Below are 23,091 nucleotides of genomic sequence, written 5' to 3' on the forward strand. Positions count from 1 at the left end.
TCCTACAGAGATTTGCATCAGATTACGAAGAGGTCCATGAAGCGATTCACCGGTGTCGCTTCAAGCTTCGCCTGGTCCTTGCACAACGCAAAAATCTCGGCGCTGCGCTGGGCGGTGAAGCGCGTTGCCAGGTTCGCCCTGAACTTGTCCTCCAGCAGCGGGATGCCGTCGGTGCGGCGACGGCGATGGCCGATCGGGTACTCCACCAACACGTTTTCGGTGCTGGTGCCGTCCTTGAAAAACACCTGTATCGCATTGGCGATGGAGCGCTTATCGGCCTCCAGGTATTCGCGGGTGTAGCGCGGGTCTTCGACGATGACCATTTTGTCGCGCAGCACGTCGATGATCGGGTGCGCCGCGTGAAAGACGTCCTCGTACTGCTCGGCCACCAGATTGCCGAACGCCAGCGGCACGGCTGTCATGTACTGGATGCAATGGTCACGGTCCGCCGCATTGGCCAGCGGGCCGACCTTGGAGATGATGCGGATCGCCGATTCGTGAGTGGTGATAACGATTTTGTCGATTTCGTGCAGGCGATTTCTGACTTGCGGATGCAACGTCACGGCCGCTTCGCAGGCCGTTTGCGCGTGGAACTCGGCCGGGAAGCTGATCTTGAACAGCACGTTTTCCATCACGTAGCTGCCGTACTTGCGGGAGAAGCTGAACGCACGTTTGTCTTCAGGCTTGAGCGCCAGGTCGCTGTTGGTGTGGCTGAACAGCACGTCGTAGAAGCCCCATTGTTTCGCGCTGAGTACACCGGGGATGCCCATTTCGCCACGCATCGCGATGTCTGCCAGACGCACGCCACGGCTGGATGCATCGCCGGCCGCCCAGGATTTACGCGATCCGGCATTCGGCGCATGACGGTAAGTGCGCAGCGCCTGACCGTCGGCGAACGCATGGGACAGCGCCGACAACAACTGCTCACGATTGGCGCCCATCAGCTTGGCGGTGACCGCGGTCGAGGCGACTTTCACCAGAATGACGTGATCCAGGCCTACACGATTGAAGGAGTTTTCCAGCGCTATCACGCCCTGGATTTCATGAGCCATGATCATGGCGTCGAGCACCGCGCGAACGGTCAGCGGCGCGTCGCCATTGGCCAGGCGTTTTTGCGACAAGTGATCGGCCACCGCGAGTATGCCGCCGAGGTTATCGGACGGATGGCCCCATTCGGCCGCGAGCCAGGTGTCGTTGTAGTCGAGCCAGCGGACGATGCAGCCGATGTCCCAGGCGGCCTTGACCGGGTCGAGGCGATAACGGGTGCCGGGGACGCGCGCGCCAAACGGGACAACGGTGTCTTCCACCATGGGGCCGAGGTGTTTGGTGCACTCAGGGAAGCGCAAGGCCAGCAAGCCGCAACCCAACGTGTCCATCAGGCAGTTGCGGGCGGTGTCGAGGGCTTCGGCGGACTGGATCTTGAAGTTGAGGACGTAGTCGGCAATGTCCTGCAGGACCGTGTCGTAGTCGGGGCGGTTGTTCTGGTCGACGTTGGTGCTCATGTTCGATTCACTCTTGAAGTGGTTCGTTGATGGGACCTCGGTTCAGGGGCAATCTTGGTTGGTTACAACATTCTTATTGTTGAAATGCAGTCCCCTGTGGGAGCGGGCTTGCCCGCGATGGCGGCGTATCAGCCAGCATAGATGCCGAATGTGAAGGCCTCATCGCGGGCAAGCCCGCTCCCACAGGGTTTTGTGTTCATCTCTGGATTGGGATCAGAAAGAATCGCCCGGCACGCGGACGTAACCTTCCATCAACACCCGCGCACTGCGGCTCATGATGGCTTTGTTCACAGTCCACTCGCCGTTCACCAGGCTGGCTTCAGCGCCCACACGCAAGGTGCCGGACGGATGCCCAAAGCGCACGGCATTACGTTCGATACCACCCGCGGCAAGGTTCACCAGCGTGCCGGAAATCGCCGCCGCCGTACCAATCGCCACCGCCGCCGTGCCCATCATCGCGTGGTGCAATTTGCCCATGGACAACGCGCGCACCAGCAGATCGACATCAGCCGCCGCAATCGCTTTGCCACTCGAAGCAACGTAGTCCGCAGGCTTGGCCACAAAGGCAACCTTGGGCGTGTGCTGACGCTTGGCCGCTTCGTCCAGATCCTTGATCAGGCCCATGCGCAACGCGCCGTAAGCCCGAATGGTTTCAAACATCAGCAACGCTTTCGGATCGCTGTTGATCGCACCTTGCAGCTCGGTGCCGGTGTAACCGATGTCTTCGGCATTGACGAAAATCGTCGGAATACCGGCATTGATCAGGGTCGCCTTGAAGGTTCCGACACCAGGCACTTCGAGGTCATCGACCAGGTTGCCGGTAGGAAACATTGAACCGCCGCCGCCCTCTTCTTCCGCTGCCGGGTCCATGAATTCGACCTGCACTTCAGCGGCCGGAAAGGTCACGCCGTCGAGTTCGAAATCACCGGTCTCCTGCACTTCACCGTTGGTGATCGGCACGTGGGCGATGATGGTCTTGCCGATGTTGGCCTGCCACACGCGAACCACGGCAACGCCGTTGTGCGGGATGCGGCTGGCGTCCACCAGACCATTGCTGATGGCAAACGAACCGACCGCCGCCGACAGGTTGCCGCAATTGCCGCTCCAGTCGACGAAAGGCTTGTCGATGGACACCTGACCGAACAGGTAATCGACGTCGTGATCGGCCTTGGTGCTTTTCGACAGGATCACGGTTTTGCTGGTACTGGAGGTCGCGCCGCCCATGCCGTCGATTTGCTTGTCGTACGGGTCGGGGCTGCCGATCACGCGCAGCAACAAGGCATCGCGCGCCGGGCCTGGAACCTGTGCCGCTTCAGGCAGATCTTTCAGGCTGAAGAACACGCCTTTGCTGGTGCCGCCGCGCATGTAGGTGGCGGGGATTCTGATTTGAGGTGCGTGAGCCATGATGTTCCTTTTAGGATCGAGCGAGGCCGCATGGCCCCGCCCGAACTCATCGTGTTAAACGGCAACCGCCGATTCTTCGAGGAAGTCCTGAGCGAAGCGTTGCAGCACGCCGCCGGCCTCATAGATCGACACTTCTTCGGCGGTGTCGAGGCGGCAGGTCACCGGCACTTCGACGCGTTCACCGTTCTTGCGGTTGATCACCAGCGTCAGCTCGGCACGCGGGGTGCGCTCACCGATCACGTCGTAGGTTTCGCTGCCATCGATGCCCAAGGTCTTGCGGTCGGTGCCCGGTTTGAACTCCAGCGGCAACACGCCCATGCCCACCAGGTTGGTGCGGTGAATGCGCTCGAAGCCTTCGGCGGCAATCGCTTCCACACCCGCCAGACGCACGCCTTTGGCCGCCCAGTCGCGGGACGAACCCTGACCGTAGTCGGCGCCGGCGATGATGATCAGCGGCTGCTTGCGTTCCATGTAGGTTTCGATGGCTTCCCACATGCGCATCACTTTGCCTTCCGGCTCGACACGAGCCAGCGAGCCCTGTTTGACCTTGCCGTTTTCCAGAACCATTTCATTGAACAATTTCGGGTTGGCGAAGGTGGCGCGTTGCGCGGTCAAGTGGTCACCGCGGTGCGTTGCGTAAGAGTTGAAATCCTCTTCTGGCAAGCCCATTTTCGCCAGGTACTCGCCAGCGGCGCTGTCGAGCATGATCGCGTTCGAAGGCGACAGGTGATCAGTGGTGATGTTGTCCGGCAGCACCGCCAGCGGACGCATGCCCTTGAGCGGACGCGCCCCGGCCAGCGCGCCTTCCCAGTACGGCGGACGGCGGATGTAGGTGCTCATCTCGCGCCAGTCGTACAGCGGCGTCACTTTCGGGCCGGTGTCTTCGTGGATGGCGAACATCGGAATGTAGACCTGACGGAACTGCTCCGGCTTGACCGAAGCCTTGACCACCGCGTCGATTTCTTCGTCGCTCGGCCAGATGTCTTTCAGGCGGATTTCCTTGCCGTCGACCACACCCAGCACATCTTTTTCGATGTCGAAACGGATGGTGCCGGCGATGGCGTAAGCCACGACCAATGGCGGCGAAGCAAGGAACGCGTTCTTGGCGTATGGGTGGATCCGGCCATCGAAGTTGCGGTTGCCGGACAGCACAGCGGTGGCGTACAGGTCGCGGTCGATGATTTCTTGCTGGATCACCGGGTCCAGTGCGCCGGACATGCCGTTGCAGGTGGTGCAAGCGAAGGCCACGACGCCGAAGCCGAGCTGTTCCAGTTCGGTGGTCAGGCCGGCTTCGTCCAGGTACAACGCCACGGTTTTCGAACCCGGCGCCAGGGACGATTTGACCCACGGCTTGCGGGTCAGGCCGAGCTTGTTGGCATTACGCGCCAGCAGGCCGGCGGCGATCACGTTGCGCGGGTTGCTGGTGTTGGTGCAACTGGTGATGGCGGCGATGATCACTGCGCCATCCGGCATCTGGCCAGGAACGTCGTCCCACTGGCCGGAGATGCCTTGGGCAGCGAGGTCCGAGGTGGCGACGCGGGCGTGCGGGTTGCTCGGGCCGGCCATGTTGCGCACTACCGAGGACAGGTTGAAGGTCAACCCACGCTCGTATTGCGCATTCTTCAAGCTGTCAGCCCACAGGCCTGTGGTCTTGGCGTAGTTCTCGACCAACTGCACCTGCTCGTCTTCACGGCCGGTGAGTTTCAGGTAGTCGATGGTCTGCTGGTCGATGTAGAACATCGCTGCGGTGGCGCCGTATTCCGGGGCCATGTTGGAGATGGTCGCACGGTCGCCGAGGGTCAGCGCGGAGGCGCCTTCGCCGAAGAACTCCAGCCATGCGCCAACGACTTTTTGCTGACGCAGGAACTCGGTCAGCGCCAGCACCATGTCGGTGGCGGTGATGCCCGGTTGCAGCTTGCCCGTCAATTCGACGCCGACGCTTTCCGGCAGACGCATCCACGACGCGCGGCCAAGCATTACGCTTTCAGCTTCCAGGCCGCCGACACCGATGGCGATCACGCCCAGTGCATCGACGTGTGGAGTGTGGCTGTCGGTGCCGACGCAGGTATCGGGGAACGCCACGCCGTCGCGCACCTGGATCACCGGAGACATTTTCTCCAGGTTGATCTGGTGCATGATGCCGTTGCCCGGCGGGATCACATCAACGTTCTTGAAGGCCTTTTTGGTCCAGTTGATGAAGTGGAAACGGTCTTCGTTGCGACGGTCTTCGATGGCGCGGTTCTTCTCGAACGCCTCCGGATCGAAACCACCGCGTTCGACGGCCAGGGAGTGATCGACGATCAATTGCGTCGGCACCACCGGGTTCACTTGCGCCGGGTCGCCACCTTGCAGGGCAATGGCGTCACGCAGGCCGGCGAGATCGACCAGCGCGGTCTGGCCGAGAATGTCGTGGCACACCACGCGGGCCGGGAACCATGGGAAGTCGAGGTCGCGTTTGCGCTCGATAAATTGCTTCAAGGATTCGGTGAGCGTGGCCGGGTCGCAGCGACGCACCAGGTTTTCCGCCAGCACGCGGGAGGTGTACGGCAGAGTGTCGTAGGCGCCGGGCTGGATGGCCTCGACAGCCGCGCGGACGTCGAAGTAATCCAGATGGCTGCCGGGCAGCGGTTTGCGGAATTCAGTATTCATCGTCAAGACTCGGTCACGGTGGTTACGAAGGGTGGGCGCCTGGCGCAGCTATTGAAGCAAACACGATCCACTGTGGGAGCGGGCTTGCCCGCGATGACTGAGTCATATCCGACAAAGATGTCGACTGACCCACCGCTATCGCGGGCAAGCCCGCTCCCACAGGGTTATTCGTTTTGCCCAGTAACCATTACCGGCGCCCTCCCATTCAGCGTTGTTCGATTGGCACGAACTTGCGCTGTTCGACGCCGACGTATTCGGCGCTCGGGCGGATGATGCGGTTGTTGGCACGTTGTTCGAACACGTGCGCCGCCCAGCCGGTCAGGCGCGAGCAGACGAAAATCGGGGTGAACAACTTGGTCGGGATGCCCATGAAGTGGTACGTCGACGCATGGTAGAAGTCGGCGTTCGGGAACAGCTTCTTCTGCTCCCACATGGTTGCGTCGATGGCTTCGGACACCGGGAACAACACGGTGTCGCCCACTTCCTCGGCGAGTTTTTTCGACCAGCCCTTGATCACCTCGTTGCGCGGATCGTTGTCCTTATAGATCGCGTGACCGAAGCCCATGATCTTGTCCTTGCGCGCAAGCATGCCGAGGGTGCCTTCGACGGCCTCTTGCGGCGAGCTGAAGCGCTCGATCATTTCCATCGCCGCTTCGTTGGCGCCGCCATGCAGCGGACCGCGCAGCGAGCCGATGGCCGCCGTGATGCACGAATACATGTCCGACAGGGTCGAGGCGCAAACCCGCGCGGTGAACGTCGAGGCGTTGAACTCGTGCTCCGCGTAGAGGATCAGCGAAACGTTCATCACTTTAACGTGCAACTCGCTCGGCTTCTTGTCGTGCAACAAGTGCAGGAAGTGGCCGCCGATGGATTGTTCGTCGCTCACGCAACTGATGCGTTTGCCGTCATGGCTGAAGCGATACCAGTAGCACATGATCGCCGGGAACGCGGCGAGCAAACGGTCAGTCACATCGTGTTGTTCAGAGAAGTCTTTCTCCGGCTCGATGTTGCCCAGGAACGAGCAACCGGTGCGCATCACGTCCATCGGGTGGGCGTCGGCGGGGATGCGCTCCAGCACTTCTTTCAGCGCTTGCGGCAGATCGCGCAGCTTGCCCAGTTTGCTGATGTAAGCGGCGAGTTGGGTTTGGGTCGGCAGTTCGCCGTACAGCAGCAGGTAGGCCACTTCTTCGAACTGTGCGTCAGCCGCCAGTTCGCGAACGTCGTAGCCACGATAGGTCAGGCCTGCGCCCGACTGGCCCACGGTGGACAGTGCGGTTTGCCCGGCAACCTGACCACGGAGCCCGGCGCCACTGAGTACTTTTGCTTCGGCCATTGCTGTCTCCAGTTTTTCTTGAATTTGTCAGGGAATCTGCAATTTCTAAACGGTTATCTCACTTCGTAGCAGCTGTCGAGCAGCGCGAGGCTGCGTTCGGCTGCGCAGCAGTCGTAAAACCTGCTGACGCGATCGCCTGGCTTGGCGAGTCCTTCGGCCTCGAACGCAGCCTCGCGTTGCTCGGCAGCTGCTACATAAACAATTACTTCTTCGCGGCAAACAACGCATCGAGCTTCTGCTCGAAGGTGTGGTAGTCGATGCGATCGTAAAGCTCCATGCGGGTCTGCATGGTGTCGACCACGTTCTGTTGCGTGCCGTCGCGGCGGATCGCGGTGTAGACGTTTTCTGCAGCCTTGTTCATCGCGCGGAACGCCGACAGCGGGTACAGCACCAGCGACACATCGGCAGCGGCGAGTTGCTCGGTGGTGTACAGCGGCGTCGCGCCGAACTCGGTGATGTTGGCCAGGATCGGCGCTTTCACGCGGCTGGCGAACAGCTTGTACATGTCCAGTTCGGTGATGGCTTCCGGGAAAATCATGTCGGCGCCGGCCTCGATGCATGCGGCGGCGCGATCCAAAGCGGATTCCAGACCTTCCACTGCGAGGGCGTCGGTACGGGCCATGATCACGAAGCTGTCATCGGTGCGCGCATCAACGGCGGCCTTGATCCGATCGACCATTTCCTGCAGGGAAACGATCTCTTTATTAGGACGGTGACCGCAGCGCTTGGCGCCGACCTGGTCTTCGATGTGAATGGCTGCCGCGCCGAACTTGATCATCGACTTCACGGTACGGGCCACGTTGAACGCCGAGGAACCGAAACCGGTGTCCACGTCCACCAGCAGCGGCAGGTCGCAGACGTCCGTGATGCGACGCACGTCGGTCAGCACGTCATCCAGGCCGGTGATGCCCAGGTCCGGCACGCCGAGGGAGCCGGCAGCCACCCCGCCACCCGACAGATAAATAGCCTTGAAACCGGCGCGCTTGGCCAGCAGCGCGTGGTTGGCGTTGATCGCGCCGACCACTTGCAGCGGATGTTCGCTGGCGACCGCATCGCGGAATCGCTGGCCTGGAGTGCTCTTGTTGGAACTCATGACTCACCTCGTTGAGTGGCTGTCTGGTTGGCGCCGTCCTGGTAGTGACGAGCGATATTGCGTTTGGAGGCGCCGATGTGGCGGCGCATCAACAACTCGGCGAGCTCACCGTCACGGTCGGCGATGGCGTCGAGAATTCGGTGGTGCTCGGCAAAGGCCTGACGCGGACGATTGGGCGTGGTGGAAAACTGGATGCGGTACATGCGCACCAGTTGATAGAGCTCGCCGCAGAGCATCTGCGTCAGGGTGCGGTTGCCGCTGCCCTGGATGATTCGGTAATGGAAGTCGAAATCGCCTTCCTGCTGGTAGTAGCCGACACCGGCCTGAAACGCCGCATCGCGCTCATGGGTTTCGAGAACCCTGCGCAGTTCGTCGATTTCTTCGAGTGTCATGCGCTCGGCCGCCAGACGGCAGGCCATGCCTTCGAGGGATTCGCGGATTTCGTAGAGTTCCAGCAGCTCGGCATGGCTCAACGAAACCACCCGCGCCCCGACGTGCGGTACGCGAACCAGCAGGCGCTGGCCTTCCAGACGGTGGATCGCCTCACGCAGCGGCCCGCGGCTGATGCCATAAGTGCGCGCCAGTTCCGGCTCGGAGATCTTGCTGCCCGGGGCGATCTCGCCCTTGACGATGGCCGCCTGAATGCGCCGGAAGACGTTCTCGGAAAGCGTCTCTGAATCGTCTTGGGCAATGACCGGGGGATCGAGTTGATCCAGCATATTGTCGACACCTTGAAAGCGGATGCCGCAAAAACTAGCGAATACAGGTCGATTAGTCAAAGAGAAAATCGGTATTGTCGACAATCGTCTAATAACCGGCCGCACCATAACAAAGCAGCACTGTGGTTTATAGCCACCCGCCAGCGCTGGCGCCATAAAACCACCGTGCTAGAATGCCGGCCGCATTTGTTTGTGACATCTGCACTGCTTGTCATAAACAGTTGATAGGCATACGAGGGAGCTTGCGCAGCGATGCCAGGGCCTTGAATCGAAATACGGACCGCTGCGCACCAGGATTTATGAGACTCAAGCCCTTCCCCACCTTCCTTTATCTTCTTTGCCTGCCCGGTTTTGCCGCGGCAGGGGAAAAGACTGTCTACGGCCTCAACGAGTACGCCTCCCTGGACGGCATCAACCTGGAAGTTGCCGCCAAACTCGACACCGGGGCGAAAACCGCGTCCCTGAGCGCCCGAGACATCAAACGCTTCAAACGCAATGGCGAGTCCTGGGTGCGCTTCTATCTGGCCATTGACGCTGCGCACTCACACCCGATCGAACGGCCACTGGCCCGCGTCAGCAAGATCAAGCGCCGGGCCGGCGACTACGACCCGGAGGAAGGCAAGAAGTACACCGCCCGTCCGGTGATCGAGCTGAATATCTGCATGGGTTCGGCTTTACGCAGTATCGAAGTGAACTTGACCGACCGCAGCGCCTTCCAATACCCGCTCCTGATCGGCTCCGAAGCGCTAAAACGCTTCGATGCGCTGGTCGACCCCAGTCTTAAATACGCTGCTGGCAAACCCGCCTGCGCCACCGACGCTCATACCGCAGAGTAATTCCAATGCGCTCTCTTACCCTTCATCTGAAATTCCTGATCGCCATCCTGGTGGTGCTGGGTATTTCAGTCACGGCCTATCAGATCTTCGTGCTCGGCATCCCCGTGACCGAAGACGCTACCGACGACTTGTGGAACATCGACGCCAAAGTCGAGTTCGTCGCCAGTACCAAGGACCCGGTCAAGATCCAGATGTTCGTGCCGCCGCTAAGCCGCGATTACGTCAGCCTCAACGAGAGTTTCATTTCCAATAACTACGGCGTGGCCGTGAACCGTGTCGACGGCAACCGCAAAGTCACCTGGTCGGCACGTCGGGCCAAGGGCAATCAAACGCTTTATTACCGCCTGGTATTGACCAAGCGCTACACCGGTGAAAAATCCAAGGTCAAAGGGCCGACCTTCCGTGACAGCATCGCCGTCGAAGGCGCGGAAAAAGTCGCCGCCGAAGCCCTGCTCGCACCGATCCGCCAGCACTCGGCCGACGTCGAAACCTTCATCGGCGAAGCCATCAAGCGTGTCAACAATCTCAACGACGACAATGTGAAGCTGTTGCTGGCCGGCGATCCGTCCCCCGGGCACAAGGCGAAAATCGTCGAATTGGTGCTGTCGATCGCGCACGTGCCGGTGGAAAAGGTCCACACCATTCGTCTGGTGGCCGACCAGCCGCAAATGCCGGAACTCTGGTTGCGCAGTTTCAACGGCACCGACTGGCTGTACTTCAACCCGGAAACCGGTGAACAGGGCCTGCCGACCGATCGCCTGCTGTGGTGGACCGGTGACGAAAACCTGATCACCGTCGATGGCGGCAAGAAGGCCAACGTGACCTTCAGCCTGAACAACAGCGAAATGAACGCGATTCGCCTGGCCAAGCTGACCGACGAAAACACCGACGCCAACTTTCTCGAATATTCGCTGTACGGCCTGCCGCTGCAAACCCAGCAGACCTTCATGATCATGGTGATGATCCCGATCGGCGTGCTGGTGATCCTGATCCTGCGCAACCTGATCGGCATTCAGACCCTCGGCACCTTTACGCCGGTGCTGATCGCCCTGGCATTCCGGGAAACCCAGCTCGGCTTCGGCATCATGCTGTTTACGGTCATCACGGCGCTGGGCCTGTCGCTACGCTCCTACCTTGAACACTTGAAGCTGCAAATGCTGCCGAGGCTGTCGGTGGTGCTGACATTCGTGGTGGTGCTGATCGCGGCGATCAGCCTGTTCAGCCACAAACTCGGCCTGGAGCGCGGTTTGTCGGTGGCACTGTTCCCGATGGTGATTCTGACCATGACCATCGAACGCCTGTCGATTACCTGGGAAGAACGCGGTTCCGGCCACGCCATGAAAGTGGCGATCGGTACGCTGTTCGCCGCGTCGCTGGCGCACCTGATCATGAGCGTTCCGGAACTGGTTTACTTCGTGTTCACCTTCCCGGCGATCCTGTTGATCCTGGTGGGCTTCATGCTGGCCATGGGGCGTTATCGCGGCTACCGCCTGACCGAACTGGTGCGTTTCAAGGCCTTCCTGAAGAAGGCTGACGCCTGATGTTCGGCTTCTGGAAGACCTGGAAGGCCCTGGAAGCCCGGGGCATCATGGGGATCAATCGGCGTAACGCAGACTACGTGCTCAAGTACAACAAGCGCAGTCTGTACCCGATTGTCGACGACAAGATCATCACCAAGGAACGCGCCATCGCCGCCGGCATTCATGTGCCGGAGCTGTATGGCGTGATTTCCACTGAGAAAGAAATCGACAACCTCGACGCCATCATCGGCGGACGCAACGACTTCGTGATCAAACCGGCCCAGGGCGCGGGCGGTGACGGCATCATTGTGATTGCCGACCGTTTCGAGGGCCGCTATCGCACGGTGTCCGGCAAGATCATCAGCCATGAGGAAATCGAGCACCATATCTCCAGCATCCTGACCGGCCTCTACTCCCTGGGCGGTCATCGGGATCGGGCGCTGATCGAGTACCGCGTGACCCCGGACCAGATCTTCAAGAGCATCAGCTATGAAGGCGTGCCGGACATTCGGATTATCGTGCTGATGGGTTACCCGGTGATGGCCATGCTGCGGCTGCCCACCCGCCAGTCCGGCGGCAAGGCCAACCTGCACCAGGGCGCCATCGGCGTCGGTGTAGACCTCGCCACCGGCCTGACCCTGCGCGGCACCTGGCTAAACAACATCATCACCAAACACCCTGACACCACCAACGCAGTGGACGGCGTGCAACTGCCCTACTGGGACGGTTTCATGAAACTTGCCGCGGGCTGCTATGAGCTGTGCGGGCTGGGTTATATCGGTGTCGACATGGTGCTGGACCAGGAAAAGGGGCCGCTGATTCTCGAACTCAACGCCCGGCCGGGGTTGAACATTCAGATTGCCAATGATTGCGGGCTGACATTGCGCACCCATGCGGTTGAAGCGCGGCTGGAAGAGTTGAAGGCTCGCGGGGTTGTTGAGACGGTGGAGGAACGGGTTGAGTTCGTTCAGGAAATGTTTGGGCATATTCCGGCGGTTGAGGGCTGAAACCCTTACATCGATCGTTCCCACGCTCCGCGTGGAAATGCCGCCACGGACGCTCTGCGTCCGCCTGTGACGCGGAGCGTCACGGGATGCATTCCCACGCAGAGCGTGGGAACGATCAAACAGCCTTCTATCTAGCAATCCCCGACATCCCCTCTAGGAGCAATTCCCCGAGGAGACTACAATCGCCACCCCGCCTCGATGGCTGATCTGCCCCGCCCATGTTGACCTGTTCCGTACACCCGCTGCCCTATTGCGCCAACCCCGCCGAGTACTTCGCGGCGATTCGTCACGCCCCCGGTGCCGTGCTGCTCGACAGTGGCCGGCCGAGTGCCGAGCGTGGACGTTATGACTTGCTCAGTGCCTGGCCGCTGGAGCAAATAGCGGTATTGCCTGACGAAAGTGGCAGCGATTTCCTGCAACGCCTTCGCGACAATCTGACACGACTCGGTGAAGCGGCTGTTCCTTACGATTTGCCCTTCGCTGGCGGCCTGATCGGTTACCTGAGCTACGACTTCGGCCGGCATCTGGAAAACCTGCCGAGTCAGGCGCAGGACGATCTGCAGCTACCCGACGCACGTTTCGGGCTGTATGACTGGGCACTGATCAGCGATCACCAACTGAATACAAGTCAGTTGGTTTTCCACCCGTCGCTGGTCGACAGCGAACGTCAGCGTCTGATCACCCTATTCAGTGAGCCTCCCGCTGAAGCAGTCGAGTCTTTCAAGTTGAAAGCCCCGATGAAGGCCGACCTGAGCGCTGACGAATATCGCCAGGCGCTAGAACGCATTCAGCAGTACATCCAGGCCGGCGATTGTTACCAGGTCAACTTCGCCCAGCGTTTCCGCGCGCAGTGCCAGGGCGATCCATGGGCCGCGTATTGCGCGCTACGGGCGGCGTGCCCGACGCCGTTTTCCGGTTTTCAGCGTTTACCCGACGGCGGCGCAGTGTTGAGTCTGTCACCAGAACGCTTCGTCAAAGTCAGCGAACGCCATGTGGAAACCCGGCCGATCAAAGGTACCCGCCCTCGCGGACTGACCGCTGCCGAAGATGCGGCGAACGCCGCCGAACTGCTGGCCAGCCCCAAGGACCGCGCGGAAAACCTGATGATCGTCGACCTGCTGCGCAATGACCTCGGCCGTACTTGCCGTATCGGGTCGGTGCGGGTGCCGGAGTTGTTCAGCCTGGAAAGCTACCCGAACGTGCATCACCTGGTGAGCAGCGTGACCGGTGAACTGGCGGATGGCCGGGACGCCCTCGACCTGATCGCTGGCAGCTTCCCGGGCGGCTCGATTACCGGCGCACCAAAAATTCGCGCGATGCAAATCATCGACGAACTGGAGCCCACGCGTCGTGGGTTGTACTGCGGGTCATTGCTCTATCTGGACGTGCGCGGCGAGATGGACAGTTCGATCGCGATTCGCAGCTTGTTGGTGAAAGATGGGCAGGTGTGTTGCTGGGGCGGTGGCGGGATCGTCGCGGACTCGGAGTGGCAGGCCGAATATCAGGAATCGATTACCAAAGTGAAAGTCCTGCTCGATACCCTGCAAAACCTCTGACACCACACTTAATCGTTCCCACGCTCTGCGTGGGAATGCCTCAATGGACGCTCCGCGTCCGCTTTGGGACGCGGAGCGTCCCGGGCTGCATTCCCACGCGGAGCGTGGGAACGATCACCGTCAACTACGGTAGTTACAAACTCAAAGCCCGGTTGGAAGCCTTGATGAATTCCTGCTTCAGCTCCTCAAAACTGTGCACCGCCGGGAACTGCGGAAACTCGCGAATCACATTGTCCGGCGCATGGAACAGAATCCCCGCATCCGCCTCGCCCAGCATCGTGGTGTCGTTGTAGGAATCCCCCGCCGCGATCACCCGGTAGTAAAGGCTCTTGAAGGCCAAAACCGACTGGCGCTTGGGATCTTTCTGACGCAATTGATAGCTCGTCACCCGACCGGAATCGTCCGTAATCAGACGATGGCAGAGCAAGGTCGGGAAGCCCAGTTGACGCATCAGCGGCTGGGAGAACTCGTAGAACGTGTCCGACAGAATCACCACCTGAAAGCGCTCACGCAGCCAGTTGACGAACTCGATGGCGCCGTCCAGCGGCTGGAGCGTGGCGATCACTTCCTGGATGTCGGAGAGTTTCAAGCCGTGCTCATCGAGAATCCGCAGACGCTGCTTCATCAGCACGTCGTAGTCGGGGATGTCCCGGGTGGTGGCCCTGAGGGACTCGATCCCGGTTTTTTCGGCGAAGGCGATCCAGATTTCCGGGACCAGTACACCTTCAAGATCCAGACAGGCAATTTCCACAAGACACTCCCATTTGTATTGATTATTGAGTCGAGCGAGCAAAAGGACTGCCGAACTCTAGCGATTCAGGCAAGCCTGCGCAACGCAGAGGGCGCGCCAGCGGCCGCAGGATTTTGTTACCATCAGCCCCATATAGAGCGCCCAGCGCCACCGACCTGTAGGAAGCCGCCCTGATGAGCCCAACGTTCGACGTCGTGGAACTCGCCACGACCTATGCCAACAAATCCGCCCAGGACATCCTGAAACTTGCGTTCGCCGAGTTTGGCGATGACCTGTGGATATCTTTCAGCGGCGCCGAAGACGTGGTGCTGGTAGACATGGCCTGGAAGCTGAACAAGAACGTCAAAGTGTTCAGCCTCGACACTGGCCGCCTGCACCCCGAGACCTATCGCTTCATCGATCAGGTGCGCGAGCACTACAAGATCGACATCGAACTGGTGTCGCCGGACTACACCAAGCTCGAACCCTTCGTGAAGGAAAAAGGCCTGTTCAGTTTCTACAAGGACGGCCATGGCGAATGCTGCGGCATCCGCAAGATCGAGCCGCTACGTCGTAAGCTCTCGGGAGTGGCGGCCTGGGCCACCGGGCAGCGTCGGGATCAAAGCCCTGGCACTCGCAGCGCCGTCGCAGTGCTGGAAATCGACACCGCGTTCTCCACCCCGGAACGCACCCTCTACAAATTCAACCCGCTGGCACAAATGACCAGCGAAGAGATCTGGGGCTACATCCGCATGCTCGAACTGCCGTACAACAGCCTGCATGAACGCGGGTTCATCAGCATTGGCTGCGAGCCCTGCACCCGCCCGGTGTTACCGAACCAGCATGAGCGCGAAGGTCGTTGGTGGTGGGAAGAAGCGACGCAGAAAGAATGCGGGCTGCATGCGGGCAATATCATCAGCAAATCCAAGGAATAACCCCCCAGACTTGTGAGATCCAATGTGGGAGTGAGCCTGCTCGCGATGGCGGGCTGACATCCAACATTGATGGTGACTGCTACACCGCTATCGCGGTGTAGCAGTCACCATCAATGTTGGATGTCAGCCCGCCATCGCGAGCAGGCTCACTCCCACAGGGGCTGTGCAGCCCCTGTAAATGTGTACACAGGAATGTCACCATAGGTGCCATTTGTGTGTGCACTTTTAGTTTCAGCGCCCCAAAAAGTTACACGCCCCTGCCCTGACTTCCTCAGTCGACATTTCCTGCAAATCCCGCTGAAAAATAAATACCTGTTCAAACAGTCAATTTATATTGCCTTTATTTCAGTCACTTATCGCCTACTGATAACAAAACGAAATTAGCGATGAAATTCATAGATCGCTGACTAGCATGGATCTGGCTTAAGTGCATACATGTTTTGTATACAATCACTTCAAAACATACACACACTTTAGATCCGCAAGCCTGAAGCGCCCTATCCCGTACAGGCTGCAGATGCCCCGTAACCAATGATGCTGACTGCCCGCGACGAAGATTTGTCGAGCCAACGCTCATGCACAGTCATCGCGACGCCAAGCTCGGAGCCTGCCGGAATGCGTACTAGTCTTTCCAACAACAACATCGCGCTGGATCTGCCCTCCTCCCCACCTTCAACCTCTCACGACCAAACGTTTCACGAACCCGTCGAACTCAGCCCTCGCCTGCACAACCAGGACCTGGCGCCGACCAAGGCCGAAGGTCGACGCTGGGGCCGCTACAGCATCTTCGCCCTGTGGACCAACGACGTTCACAACATCGCCAATTACTCATTCGCCATCGGGCTGTACGCCCTCGGACTGGGCGGCTGGCAAATCCTGCTGTCCCTGGGGATCGGCGCGGCGCTGGTGTATTGCTTCATGAACCTCTCCGGCTACATGGGACAGAAGACCGGTGTGCCGTTTCCTGTCATCAGCCGGATCAGTTTCGGCATTCACGGGGCACAGATTCCTGCATTGATCCGTGCCGTTATCGCCATCGCCTGGTTCGGGATTCAGACGTACCTGGCCTCGGTGGTCTTTCGAGTACTGCTGACCGCCATTCATCCAGGCTTCGCCGACTACGACCACAACTCGATCCTCGGCCTATCGAGCCTGGGCTGGGTATGTTTCGTGGCGATCTGGTTCGTGCAACTGGTGATTCTTGCCTATGGCATGGAAATGGTGCGGCGCTACGAAGCATTCGCCGGGCCAGTGATTCTGCTGACCGTCGCCGCCCTCGCCGCGTGGATGTACTTTCAGGCCAATGCGACCATCGCCTGGTCGATCCGCGAACCACTGACCGGCGGCGAGATGTGGCGCAACATCTTTGCTGGCGGCGCGTTGTGGCTGTCGATCTACGGCACGCTGATCCTCAACTTCTGCGACTTCGCCCGTTCTTCGCCGTGCCGCAAGACCATCAAGGTCGGTAATTTCTGGGGCCTGCCGGTGAATATCCTGGTGTTCGCCAGCATCACCGTCCTGCTCTGCGGCGCGCAATTCCAGATCAATGGCCGGATCATCGAAAGCCCGACCGAGATCATTGCCTCGATTCCCGACACCTTCTTTCTGGTGCTCGGTTGCCTGGCGTTCCTGATCGTCACCGTGGCGGTGAACATCATGGCCAACTTCGTCGCCCCGGCCTTCGTACTGAGCAACCTGGCGCCCAAATACCTGACGTTCCGCCGCGCCGGGCTGATCAGCGCGACCATCGCGGTGCTGATCCTGCCGTGGAATCTCTACAACAGTCCGCTGGTGATCGTGTATTTCCTGTCCGGCCTTGGCGCCCTGCTCGGCCCGTTGTACGGGGTGATCATGGTTGACTACTGGCTCGTACGAAAAGGTCAGGTCAATGTGCCGCAGTTGTACAGCGAAGACCCCAACGGTCCTTATTACTACAGCCGTGGAGTCAATTTACGCGCCGTCGCGGCGTTCATTCCTGCCGCGCTGATCGCCATTGTCCTGGCGCTGGTACCCGGCTTCGACAGCGTATCGCCTTTCTCCTGGCTGATCGGTGCCGGGATTGCCGGGATGCTCTACCTGATCATCGCCAAACGGCAGCCCCATTACGCCGACGTCAGCGGCGAAGCCATCGCCGTCGATAACGTCAGCCATTAATCCCTTGGCGGCCCGGCACCGTCGGGCCGCAGAATCACCCGCTATAAGGACTTCCCATGCGAATTCTCGTGGTCAACGTCAACACCACCGAATCCATCACCCAGGCCATCGCGCGTTCGGCTCAGTCCGTGGCCGCGCCGGGCACGGAAATCATCGGCCTGACGCCCTACTTCGGTGCTGACTCCATCGAAGGCAATTTCGAAAGTTATCTGGCCGCCATCGCGGTGATGGACCGGGTAATGTCCTACGACCAACCCTTCGACGCCGTGATCCAGGCCGGTTACGGCGAGCACGGCCGCGAGGGTTTGCAGGAGTTGCTCAACGTGCCGGTGGTGGACATCACCGATGCGGCGGCCAGCACTGCCATGTTCCTCGGCCATGCCTACTCGGTGGTCACTACGCTGGACCGCACCGTGCCGCTGATCGAGGACCGCCTCAAACTGTCCGGACTCTGGGACCGTTGCGCGTCGGTGCGGGCCAGCGGTTTGGCGGTGCTGGAACTGGAATCCGATCCCGAGCGTGCGCTGGAAGCCATTATTCGTCAGGCGGAACTGGCCGTGCTTGAAGATAAGGCCGAGGTGATTTGCCTGGGCTGCGGCGGCATGGCCGGGCTGGATGAACAGATTCGCCGACGCACTGGCGTACCGGTGGTGGATGGTGTGACGGCGGCGGTGACGATTGCCGAGTCGCTGGTGCGGTTGGGATTGTCGACGTCCAAGGTGCGGACCTATGCGACGCCGCGGCCGAAGAAGATTATTGGCTGGCCCGGGCGTTTCGGGCAGTAGACCGCGTTATCGTTCTTCGCGGGCAAGCCACGCTCCCACAGGTTCTGTGTCGTATCTCAATAATGTAAACGACGCAGATCTTGTGGGAGCGTGGCTTGCCCGCGATGGCCGCGCCTCGGTTTTGAAGCTGGCTCAAACCGCACTAAACCGCTGCCCCAACCCCTGCTCCGCAAACTGCTCAATGATGAAATCCACAAACGCCCGAGTCTTGCCCGGCAACAATTTGTGCTCCGCGTAATAGATCGAAATGTTGCCATCGTCGACAAACCATTCCGGCAGCACCCGCTGCAAGGTCCCGGCCTCCAGATAGCCCACGGCAAACGGCATGCTCACCAGCGCAATGCCCAACCCTTGGGCGGCGGTAGCGCAGGCCGCCTCCGAATCGCTCATGGTCATCCGCGCCTTGAGCGTCAGCGGGCTGTGTTGCTGGGTGCGACTGGTCAATTGCCAGGAACGCACACGACCCGTCTGTGGCGATCGAATCAGGATGCCATCGTGATGTTTGAGATCATCGGGCTCGGCAATCACCTCACGCCCTGCAAGATAGTCGGCTGACGCGACCAACACCCGATGGGCCGGTGTCAGCTTGCGCGCCACTACCCCCTGCGGCAGCTCGAATCCCCCACCAATCGCCGCATCGAAACCCTGAGCGATCAGATCGACCTGACGGTTATCGAAATGCCAGTCCGGGTTGATCGCCGGAAAGCGCCGCAGAAACTCCCCGAGCAACGGCACGATGTACAAACGCCCGAACACCGTGCCCATGCTGACCTTCAACGTCCCCGCGGGTAGCCCCTCGGCGCTGGCCAGATTGGCCACGGCATTCTGGATCGTGTGAAGACTGGAACTCACTTCGCCGAGAAACCGATGACCCGCTTCAGTGAGCGTCAGGCTGCGAGTGCTGCGCTGAAACAGCCGCACACCCAGCCGCGCTTCAAGCTTGGCGACGCTCTTGCCCACCGCCGCCGGGGTCAGGCTCAGGCGACGTGCGGCCTCGGCGAAGCTGCCGACCTCGGCACTGCGCACGAAGCATTCGATACTGCTGAAGGTTTCCATAAGCGCCACTATAAACTTTTGGTTTACACAGACTATCGCAATTACCGTCTACACAGCTGGTAACACTGAATCGATACTAGGCTCCATCAACCGAGACATCTCGCCTCGGGACTTTGGAGATCGATATGACTACTCAGAACCTCAGCGGCAAAGTGGCTTTGATTCAAGGCGGATCCCGCGGTATCGGTGCCGCCATTGTCAAACGCCTGGCCGCTGAAGGCGCGACAGTGGCCTTCACCTACGTCAGCTCCACGGCCAAGGCCGAAGAATTGCAAAACAGCATCACCGGTAACGGCGGCAAAGCCCTCGCCATCAAGGCTGACAGCGCCGACGCCGAGGCCATTCGCGACGCCGTGACCGCCACCGTAAACGCCTTTGGCCGCCTGGACATTCTGGTCAACAACGCAGGCGTACTGGCCGTTGCCCCCTTGGAAGATTTCAAACTCGAAGACTTCGACCAGACCCTCGCGATCAACGTGCGCAGTGTATTCATCGCCACCCAGGCCGCCGCCAAACACATGACCGAAGGCGGTCGCATCATCAACATCGGCAGCACCAACGCCGACCGCATGCCCTTCGCCGGTGGAGGCCCGTACGCCATGAGCAAGTCGGCGCTGGTCGGCCTGACCAAAGGCCTGGCGCGCGACCTCGGCCCGCGCGGCATCACCATCAACAACGTGCAACCGGGCCCGGTCGACACTGACATGAACCCGGCCACTGGTGACTTCGCCGAAAGCCTGATCCCGTTGATGGCGGTGGGTCGTTACGGCAAAGCGGAAGAAATCGCCAGCTTCGTCGCCTACCTCGTCGGTCCCGAAGCCGGCTACATCACCGGTGCCAGCCTGACCATCGATGGTGGTTTCGGCGCCTGATGTTCTGAATCACGCATAAAAAAACGCCGGTAACCCTGGTCAGGTTGCCGGCGTTTTGATGTGCGCAGCTTTAAGCCCATTCGAGCGCCGGCAAACCGCAAGCGCTCGGCTTGAACGCTTTCAGCGTACGAAGAATGCCATCGGCGTGTGCGTATTTTTCGTCAGCCATCGCCGCATCCGGGATCGCAATCGCGGTCATTCCCGCCGCTTTCGCCGCCGTGACACCGAACGGCGAATCCTCGAACACCAGGCAATCCTCAGGCGCGACACCCAGGCGCCGCGCCGCCGTGAGGAAAATGTCCGGCGCCGGTTTGGCCGCGCCGACCTCCGGATCATCGGCCGTCACGATGAAATCGAACAGCGCGAACCAGTCGCGGTGCAAGGTGGTTTTCTGGCCGAACGACTGACGCGAAGAGCTGGTGCCTACCGCAATCGGAATGTTATTGGCCTTCAGATGCCGAACCAGCTCCTGTGCGCCAGGCATCGCCAGTGCTGTAGGAAAACGCTCGCGCATCAGCGGTTCGCGGATCACCAGAAACTCTTCGGCGGAAATCGGCAGGTCCAGCGCCTCGACCACATAACGCGCCAGATCGCCCGCGCCACGGCCGATGATGTTCTGCTTGATGCTCCAGTCGAAGACCCGCCCGTAACGCGCGGCAATTATCGACGTGACTTCGGTGTAAATGCCCTCGGTGTCCAGCAACAAGCCATCCATATCGAAAATCACGGCCTTGATCGGGCCGAATTCATTTAGCGGTGCATTCATCGCATCTGATCCGTTTTCTAATGACATCCCAGAGGCGGCTCAGGTACGGCCGGGTCCGCGATCGATTAAAGGATTCAGCAGCATAGCGAGCGCAGCGGGCATAGAGCAACGGGCAATACCTGATCGGTATTGAAACCTGCGCCGAAGTGCTGTTGGTCATTTAACGATTTCCCCTACACCAAACACTTACTTTCCTGACTTCTTTCCTCGCCGATCCCACGCAAAGTCTCGCGCTCTGAATTGATCCGCGCGAGGGACAGCGAATGTTCATACCTGACAACCTCCTGGCCTTGAACAACACCATCGGGCTGCTGGTGGTCGCCGCCATGGACCCTGAGCAGCCGAATGTCGAAGCGGTATTGGGTGATTTTCGACTGTGCCTGAACGACTACGACGCCTGGGCTGAAAGTTTCTGGACCGGCAAGGCCCTGGATGTCGAGCAAGTATTCAAGGTCGGCAACGAAGTCCGGCTTAGCGCGCCGAAGAATTCCACTACGCCTGTCAGCGCGACAGTCGCCGCGTGCCCGGCCAGCGGCCCGTTGACCCTGGTGCATATGTTTGAGGCGGCGCGCTTCGTGCCGATCGGCAATACGCCGATGATGCTTGAACCTTTGCTTTCCGACGTGGCGGGTAAGCAGACATTCGGCAAGCCGATCTACGACGAGATCGGCCCCAGCGGCATTCTGGAAATCCCCGATTGCCAGCGCGGCCAGCGTTATCGCATCACTTTCTTTCCCGATGTATCCGCCGATCACGTCAAAGCACTTTACGCCTCCTATCAGGGCGTCATCGACGAGCTGGAAGGCTGGTTGCGCAACGAGTGGACGAGCGAGTTCGAACCGGCGTGGGCCGGGTTCTCCCAGGCCGCTTTCATCGAGCGCTACGGCATGCTGCAACAGGCCGATTGGCGCGGCTTCGAGAACTCGCTGAACGGTTTGTGGGATGACGTAAAACAGGTTTACGTCCTGATCGCCGACCTGCAGGCCAACAGCGAAAAACTCCTTGAATACCTGACCCGATCCGAGCTTGAAACGCTGCTGAACGCTTCGGCGGAATCCATCGCCAAGGTGTTGCTGATGCTGAGCGACGAGCCGTTGATGTTCATTCATCTCGCGGCGTTCACCAGTTGGCTGAGGATGCTGCCGCCGCAGTACATCGCCGAGGTCGTGGCGGAAATTCGTACGGAGATTTTGATCAGTTTCCTGCTCATGTGCCTTACCAGTCCTGCGGGACTGAAATTGCACCTGAGTGAGAAGGTGCTGTCCAGAATCAAGTCCCCGCGAACCCGGAAATGGCTGGCGGGCGCCAGTTTGCGACTGGCTGAGCTCACCGCCAGGTCTGACCTGACAGCCCACGCGGGCACGCTAAAACCGCTGATGGTCCACAGCCGGCATGCACCGATCAAACCTGCGCCCGCCGTGCCGTTGCAAATCACCCCAGGTGTTGCGCCAGTTCTGTCGGTGAAGAATCCAGTGGCCATCGCGCGCGACAAGTCTCAAGCCATGACCAGGATTGGTCGGCAGGAACATCGCGACGATGCGCCCGATCAAGCGAAAAACCCCAACGGCGACAGCGCCGATTCCGTCGATAAAACCGCGACCAACAAATGCCCGGTGTCGATGGTCACCGGCGAGGAACTGCTGACCCTCAACGACGGTACGCTGGACGGGATTTTGCCGTTCGAGTTCACCCGCCTCTATCGCACCAGTGCGGTGGAGATCGATTGCGGGCTCGGGTTTGGCTGGAGTCATTCGCTGTCGCATCGACTGGAAATCGAGGGCGACAGCGTTATCTGGATCGACCACGAAAACCGCCGCACCACCTTCCCGCTGCCAACCAGTGAGCGCCCGGCGATTCACAACAGCCTGTCGCGGGCGGCGATTTATCTGGGTGACGAGCCGGAAGAACTGATCCTCGCCCAGGCGGGGGAAAAATCCCGGTTTTTCCATTTCCGTGCCGGGCGTCTGACGGCGATCAGCGATGCCTACGGCAATCGGCTGACGGTGCAGCGGGACATTTCTGACAGGATCAAGCGCCTCGACAACGGCGCCGGGCGCTCTCTTCTGTTGCGCTATGACCGCAGCCATTTGCTCGCCATCGACTATCAGCGTTTTCAGCCCGCCGACACCCTGGAAGACGCCTGGCGTACCGAACAAACACTGGTTGCCTACCGC

At 60.1% G+C, this 23,091-nt stretch carries 18 protein-coding genes; 9 read left to right on the forward strand and 9 right to left on the reverse strand.

Annotated features, from left to right (window positions below; genetic code table 11):
• Nucleotides 1-17: 17 nt before the first annotated feature.
• From prpD to AC3WP4_RS24640, 6 genes are all read right to left on the reverse strand, one after another.
• Nucleotides 18-1,502, reverse strand: a complete 1,485-nt coding sequence (prpD, locus tag AC3WP4_RS24615) for a 2-methylcitrate dehydratase (protein ID WP_074875005.1) — start codon at nucleotides 1,500-1,502, stop codon at nucleotides 18-20.
• A gap of 213 nt (nucleotides 1,503-1,715) precedes the next feature.
• The gene (gene prpF, locus AC3WP4_RS24620; RefSeq protein ID WP_102616245.1) at nucleotides 1,716-2,906 is read right to left on the reverse strand and encodes a 2-methylaconitate cis-trans isomerase PrpF; all 1,191 of its coding nucleotides are present in this window, start codon (nucleotides 2,904-2,906) and stop codon (nucleotides 1,716-1,718) included.
• Nucleotides 2,907-2,960: 54 nt separating this feature from the next.
• Nucleotides 2,961-5,555: a Fe/S-dependent 2-methylisocitrate dehydratase AcnD gene (gene acnD / locus AC3WP4_RS24625; RefSeq protein WP_074875002.1), complete on the reverse strand. Its 2,595-nt coding sequence runs from the start codon at nucleotides 5,553-5,555 to the stop codon at nucleotides 2,961-2,963.
• A gap of 205 nt (nucleotides 5,556-5,760) precedes the next feature.
• Nucleotides 5,761-6,888, reverse strand: a complete 1,128-nt coding sequence (gene prpC, locus AC3WP4_RS24630; protein WP_074875000.1) for a bifunctional 2-methylcitrate synthase/citrate synthase — start codon at nucleotides 6,886-6,888, stop codon at nucleotides 5,761-5,763.
• Nucleotides 6,889-7,090: 202 nt separating this feature from the next.
• Nucleotides 7,091-7,981 (reverse strand): methylisocitrate lyase, encoded by an 891-nt coding sequence (gene prpB, locus AC3WP4_RS24635; protein ID WP_102616244.1) that lies wholly within the window; start codon nucleotides 7,979-7,981, stop codon nucleotides 7,091-7,093.
• The gene (locus AC3WP4_RS24640) at nucleotides 7,978-8,697 is read right to left on the reverse strand and encodes a GntR family transcriptional regulator (protein WP_173860498.1); all 720 of its coding nucleotides are present in this window, start codon (nucleotides 8,695-8,697) and stop codon (nucleotides 7,978-7,980) included. The genes prpB and AC3WP4_RS24640 overlap by 4 nt, the downstream gene beginning before the upstream one ends.
• A 302-nt stretch (nucleotides 8,698-8,999) precedes the next feature.
• On the opposite strand from AC3WP4_RS24640, the gene rloA reads away from it, so the two are divergent.
• The 4 genes from rloA (at nucleotide 9,000) to pabB (ending at nucleotide 13,619) form a co-directional block, all read left to right on the forward strand.
• Nucleotides 9,000-9,536, forward strand: a complete 537-nt coding sequence (gene rloA, locus AC3WP4_RS24645) for a retropepsin-like aspartic peptidase RloA (RefSeq protein WP_074874996.1) — start codon at nucleotides 9,000-9,002, stop codon at nucleotides 9,534-9,536.
• A 5-nt stretch (nucleotides 9,537-9,541) separates the two neighbouring features.
• Entirely contained in the window at nucleotides 9,542-11,077 is a 1,536-nt protein-coding gene (rloB, locus tag AC3WP4_RS24650) for an osmotic stress tolerance membrane protein RloB (protein ID WP_074874994.1), read from the forward strand.
• Nucleotides 11,077-12,063, forward strand: a complete 987-nt coding sequence (locus AC3WP4_RS24655; RefSeq protein WP_074874991.1) for an alpha-L-glutamate ligase-like protein — start codon at nucleotides 11,077-11,079, stop codon at nucleotides 12,061-12,063. Before rloB ends, AC3WP4_RS24655 begins: the two co-directional genes overlap by 1 nt.
• 218 nt (nucleotides 12,064-12,281) lie before the next feature.
• Nucleotides 12,282-13,619, forward strand: a complete 1,338-nt coding sequence (gene pabB / locus AC3WP4_RS24660; RefSeq protein WP_102616243.1) for an aminodeoxychorismate synthase component I — start codon at nucleotides 12,282-12,284, stop codon at nucleotides 13,617-13,619.
• Nucleotides 13,620-13,752: 133 nt separating this feature from the next.
• On the opposite strand, the gene thrH is transcribed toward pabB, so the two are convergent.
• The gene (gene thrH, locus AC3WP4_RS24665; protein WP_074874987.1) at nucleotides 13,753-14,370 is read right to left on the reverse strand and encodes a bifunctional phosphoserine phosphatase/homoserine phosphotransferase ThrH; all 618 of its coding nucleotides are present in this window, start codon (nucleotides 14,368-14,370) and stop codon (nucleotides 13,753-13,755) included.
• 173 nt (nucleotides 14,371-14,543) lie between these two features.
• Here thrH and AC3WP4_RS24670 point away from each other — a divergent pair, with 173 nt between their 5' ends.
• The 3 genes from AC3WP4_RS24670 (at nucleotide 14,544) to AC3WP4_RS24680 (ending at nucleotide 18,223) form a co-directional block, all read left to right on the forward strand.
• Complete coding sequence (locus AC3WP4_RS24670; protein ID WP_074874985.1) at nucleotides 14,544-15,284, forward strand: phosphoadenylyl-sulfate reductase; 741 nt, start codon at nucleotides 14,544-14,546, stop codon at nucleotides 15,282-15,284.
• Nucleotides 15,285-15,899: 615 nt separating this feature from the next.
• A complete protein-coding gene (locus tag AC3WP4_RS24675; protein WP_102616242.1) occupies nucleotides 15,900-17,438 on the forward strand; it encodes an NCS1 family nucleobase:cation symporter-1 in 1,539 nt (512 codons plus the stop codon).
• A gap of 56 nt (nucleotides 17,439-17,494) precedes the next feature.
• Entirely contained in the window at nucleotides 17,495-18,223 is a 729-nt protein-coding gene (locus AC3WP4_RS24680) for an aspartate/glutamate racemase family protein (protein ID WP_074874983.1), read from the forward strand.
• Between the two features lie 132 nt (nucleotides 18,224-18,355).
• Here the strand turns inward: AC3WP4_RS24680 and AC3WP4_RS24685 are convergent, their stop codons facing one another.
• A complete protein-coding gene (locus AC3WP4_RS24685) occupies nucleotides 18,356-19,279 on the reverse strand; it encodes a LysR family transcriptional regulator (protein ID WP_074874981.1) in 924 nt (307 codons plus the stop codon).
• A 125-nt stretch (nucleotides 19,280-19,404) separates the two neighbouring features.
• Between AC3WP4_RS24685 and AC3WP4_RS24690 the strand changes: the two genes are divergently transcribed.
• Nucleotides 19,405-20,151, forward strand: a complete 747-nt coding sequence (locus tag AC3WP4_RS24690) for a 3-oxoacyl-ACP reductase family protein (RefSeq protein WP_074874979.1) — start codon at nucleotides 19,405-19,407, stop codon at nucleotides 20,149-20,151.
• Nucleotides 20,152-20,221: 70 nt separating this feature from the next.
• On the opposite strand, the gene AC3WP4_RS24695 is transcribed toward AC3WP4_RS24690, so the two are convergent.
• A complete protein-coding gene (locus AC3WP4_RS24695) occupies nucleotides 20,222-20,917 on the reverse strand; it encodes an HAD-IA family hydrolase (protein ID WP_102616241.1) in 696 nt (231 codons plus the stop codon).
• 263 nt (nucleotides 20,918-21,180) lie between these two features.
• Here AC3WP4_RS24695 and AC3WP4_RS24700 point away from each other — a divergent pair.
• Nucleotides 21,181-23,091: DUF6531 domain-containing protein (locus tag AC3WP4_RS24700; RefSeq protein WP_256581189.1), on the forward strand; the 1,911-nt coding region annotated here is incomplete at its 3' end.

The sequence above is a fragment of the Pseudomonas sp. FW305-20 genome (assembly GCF_058788075.1).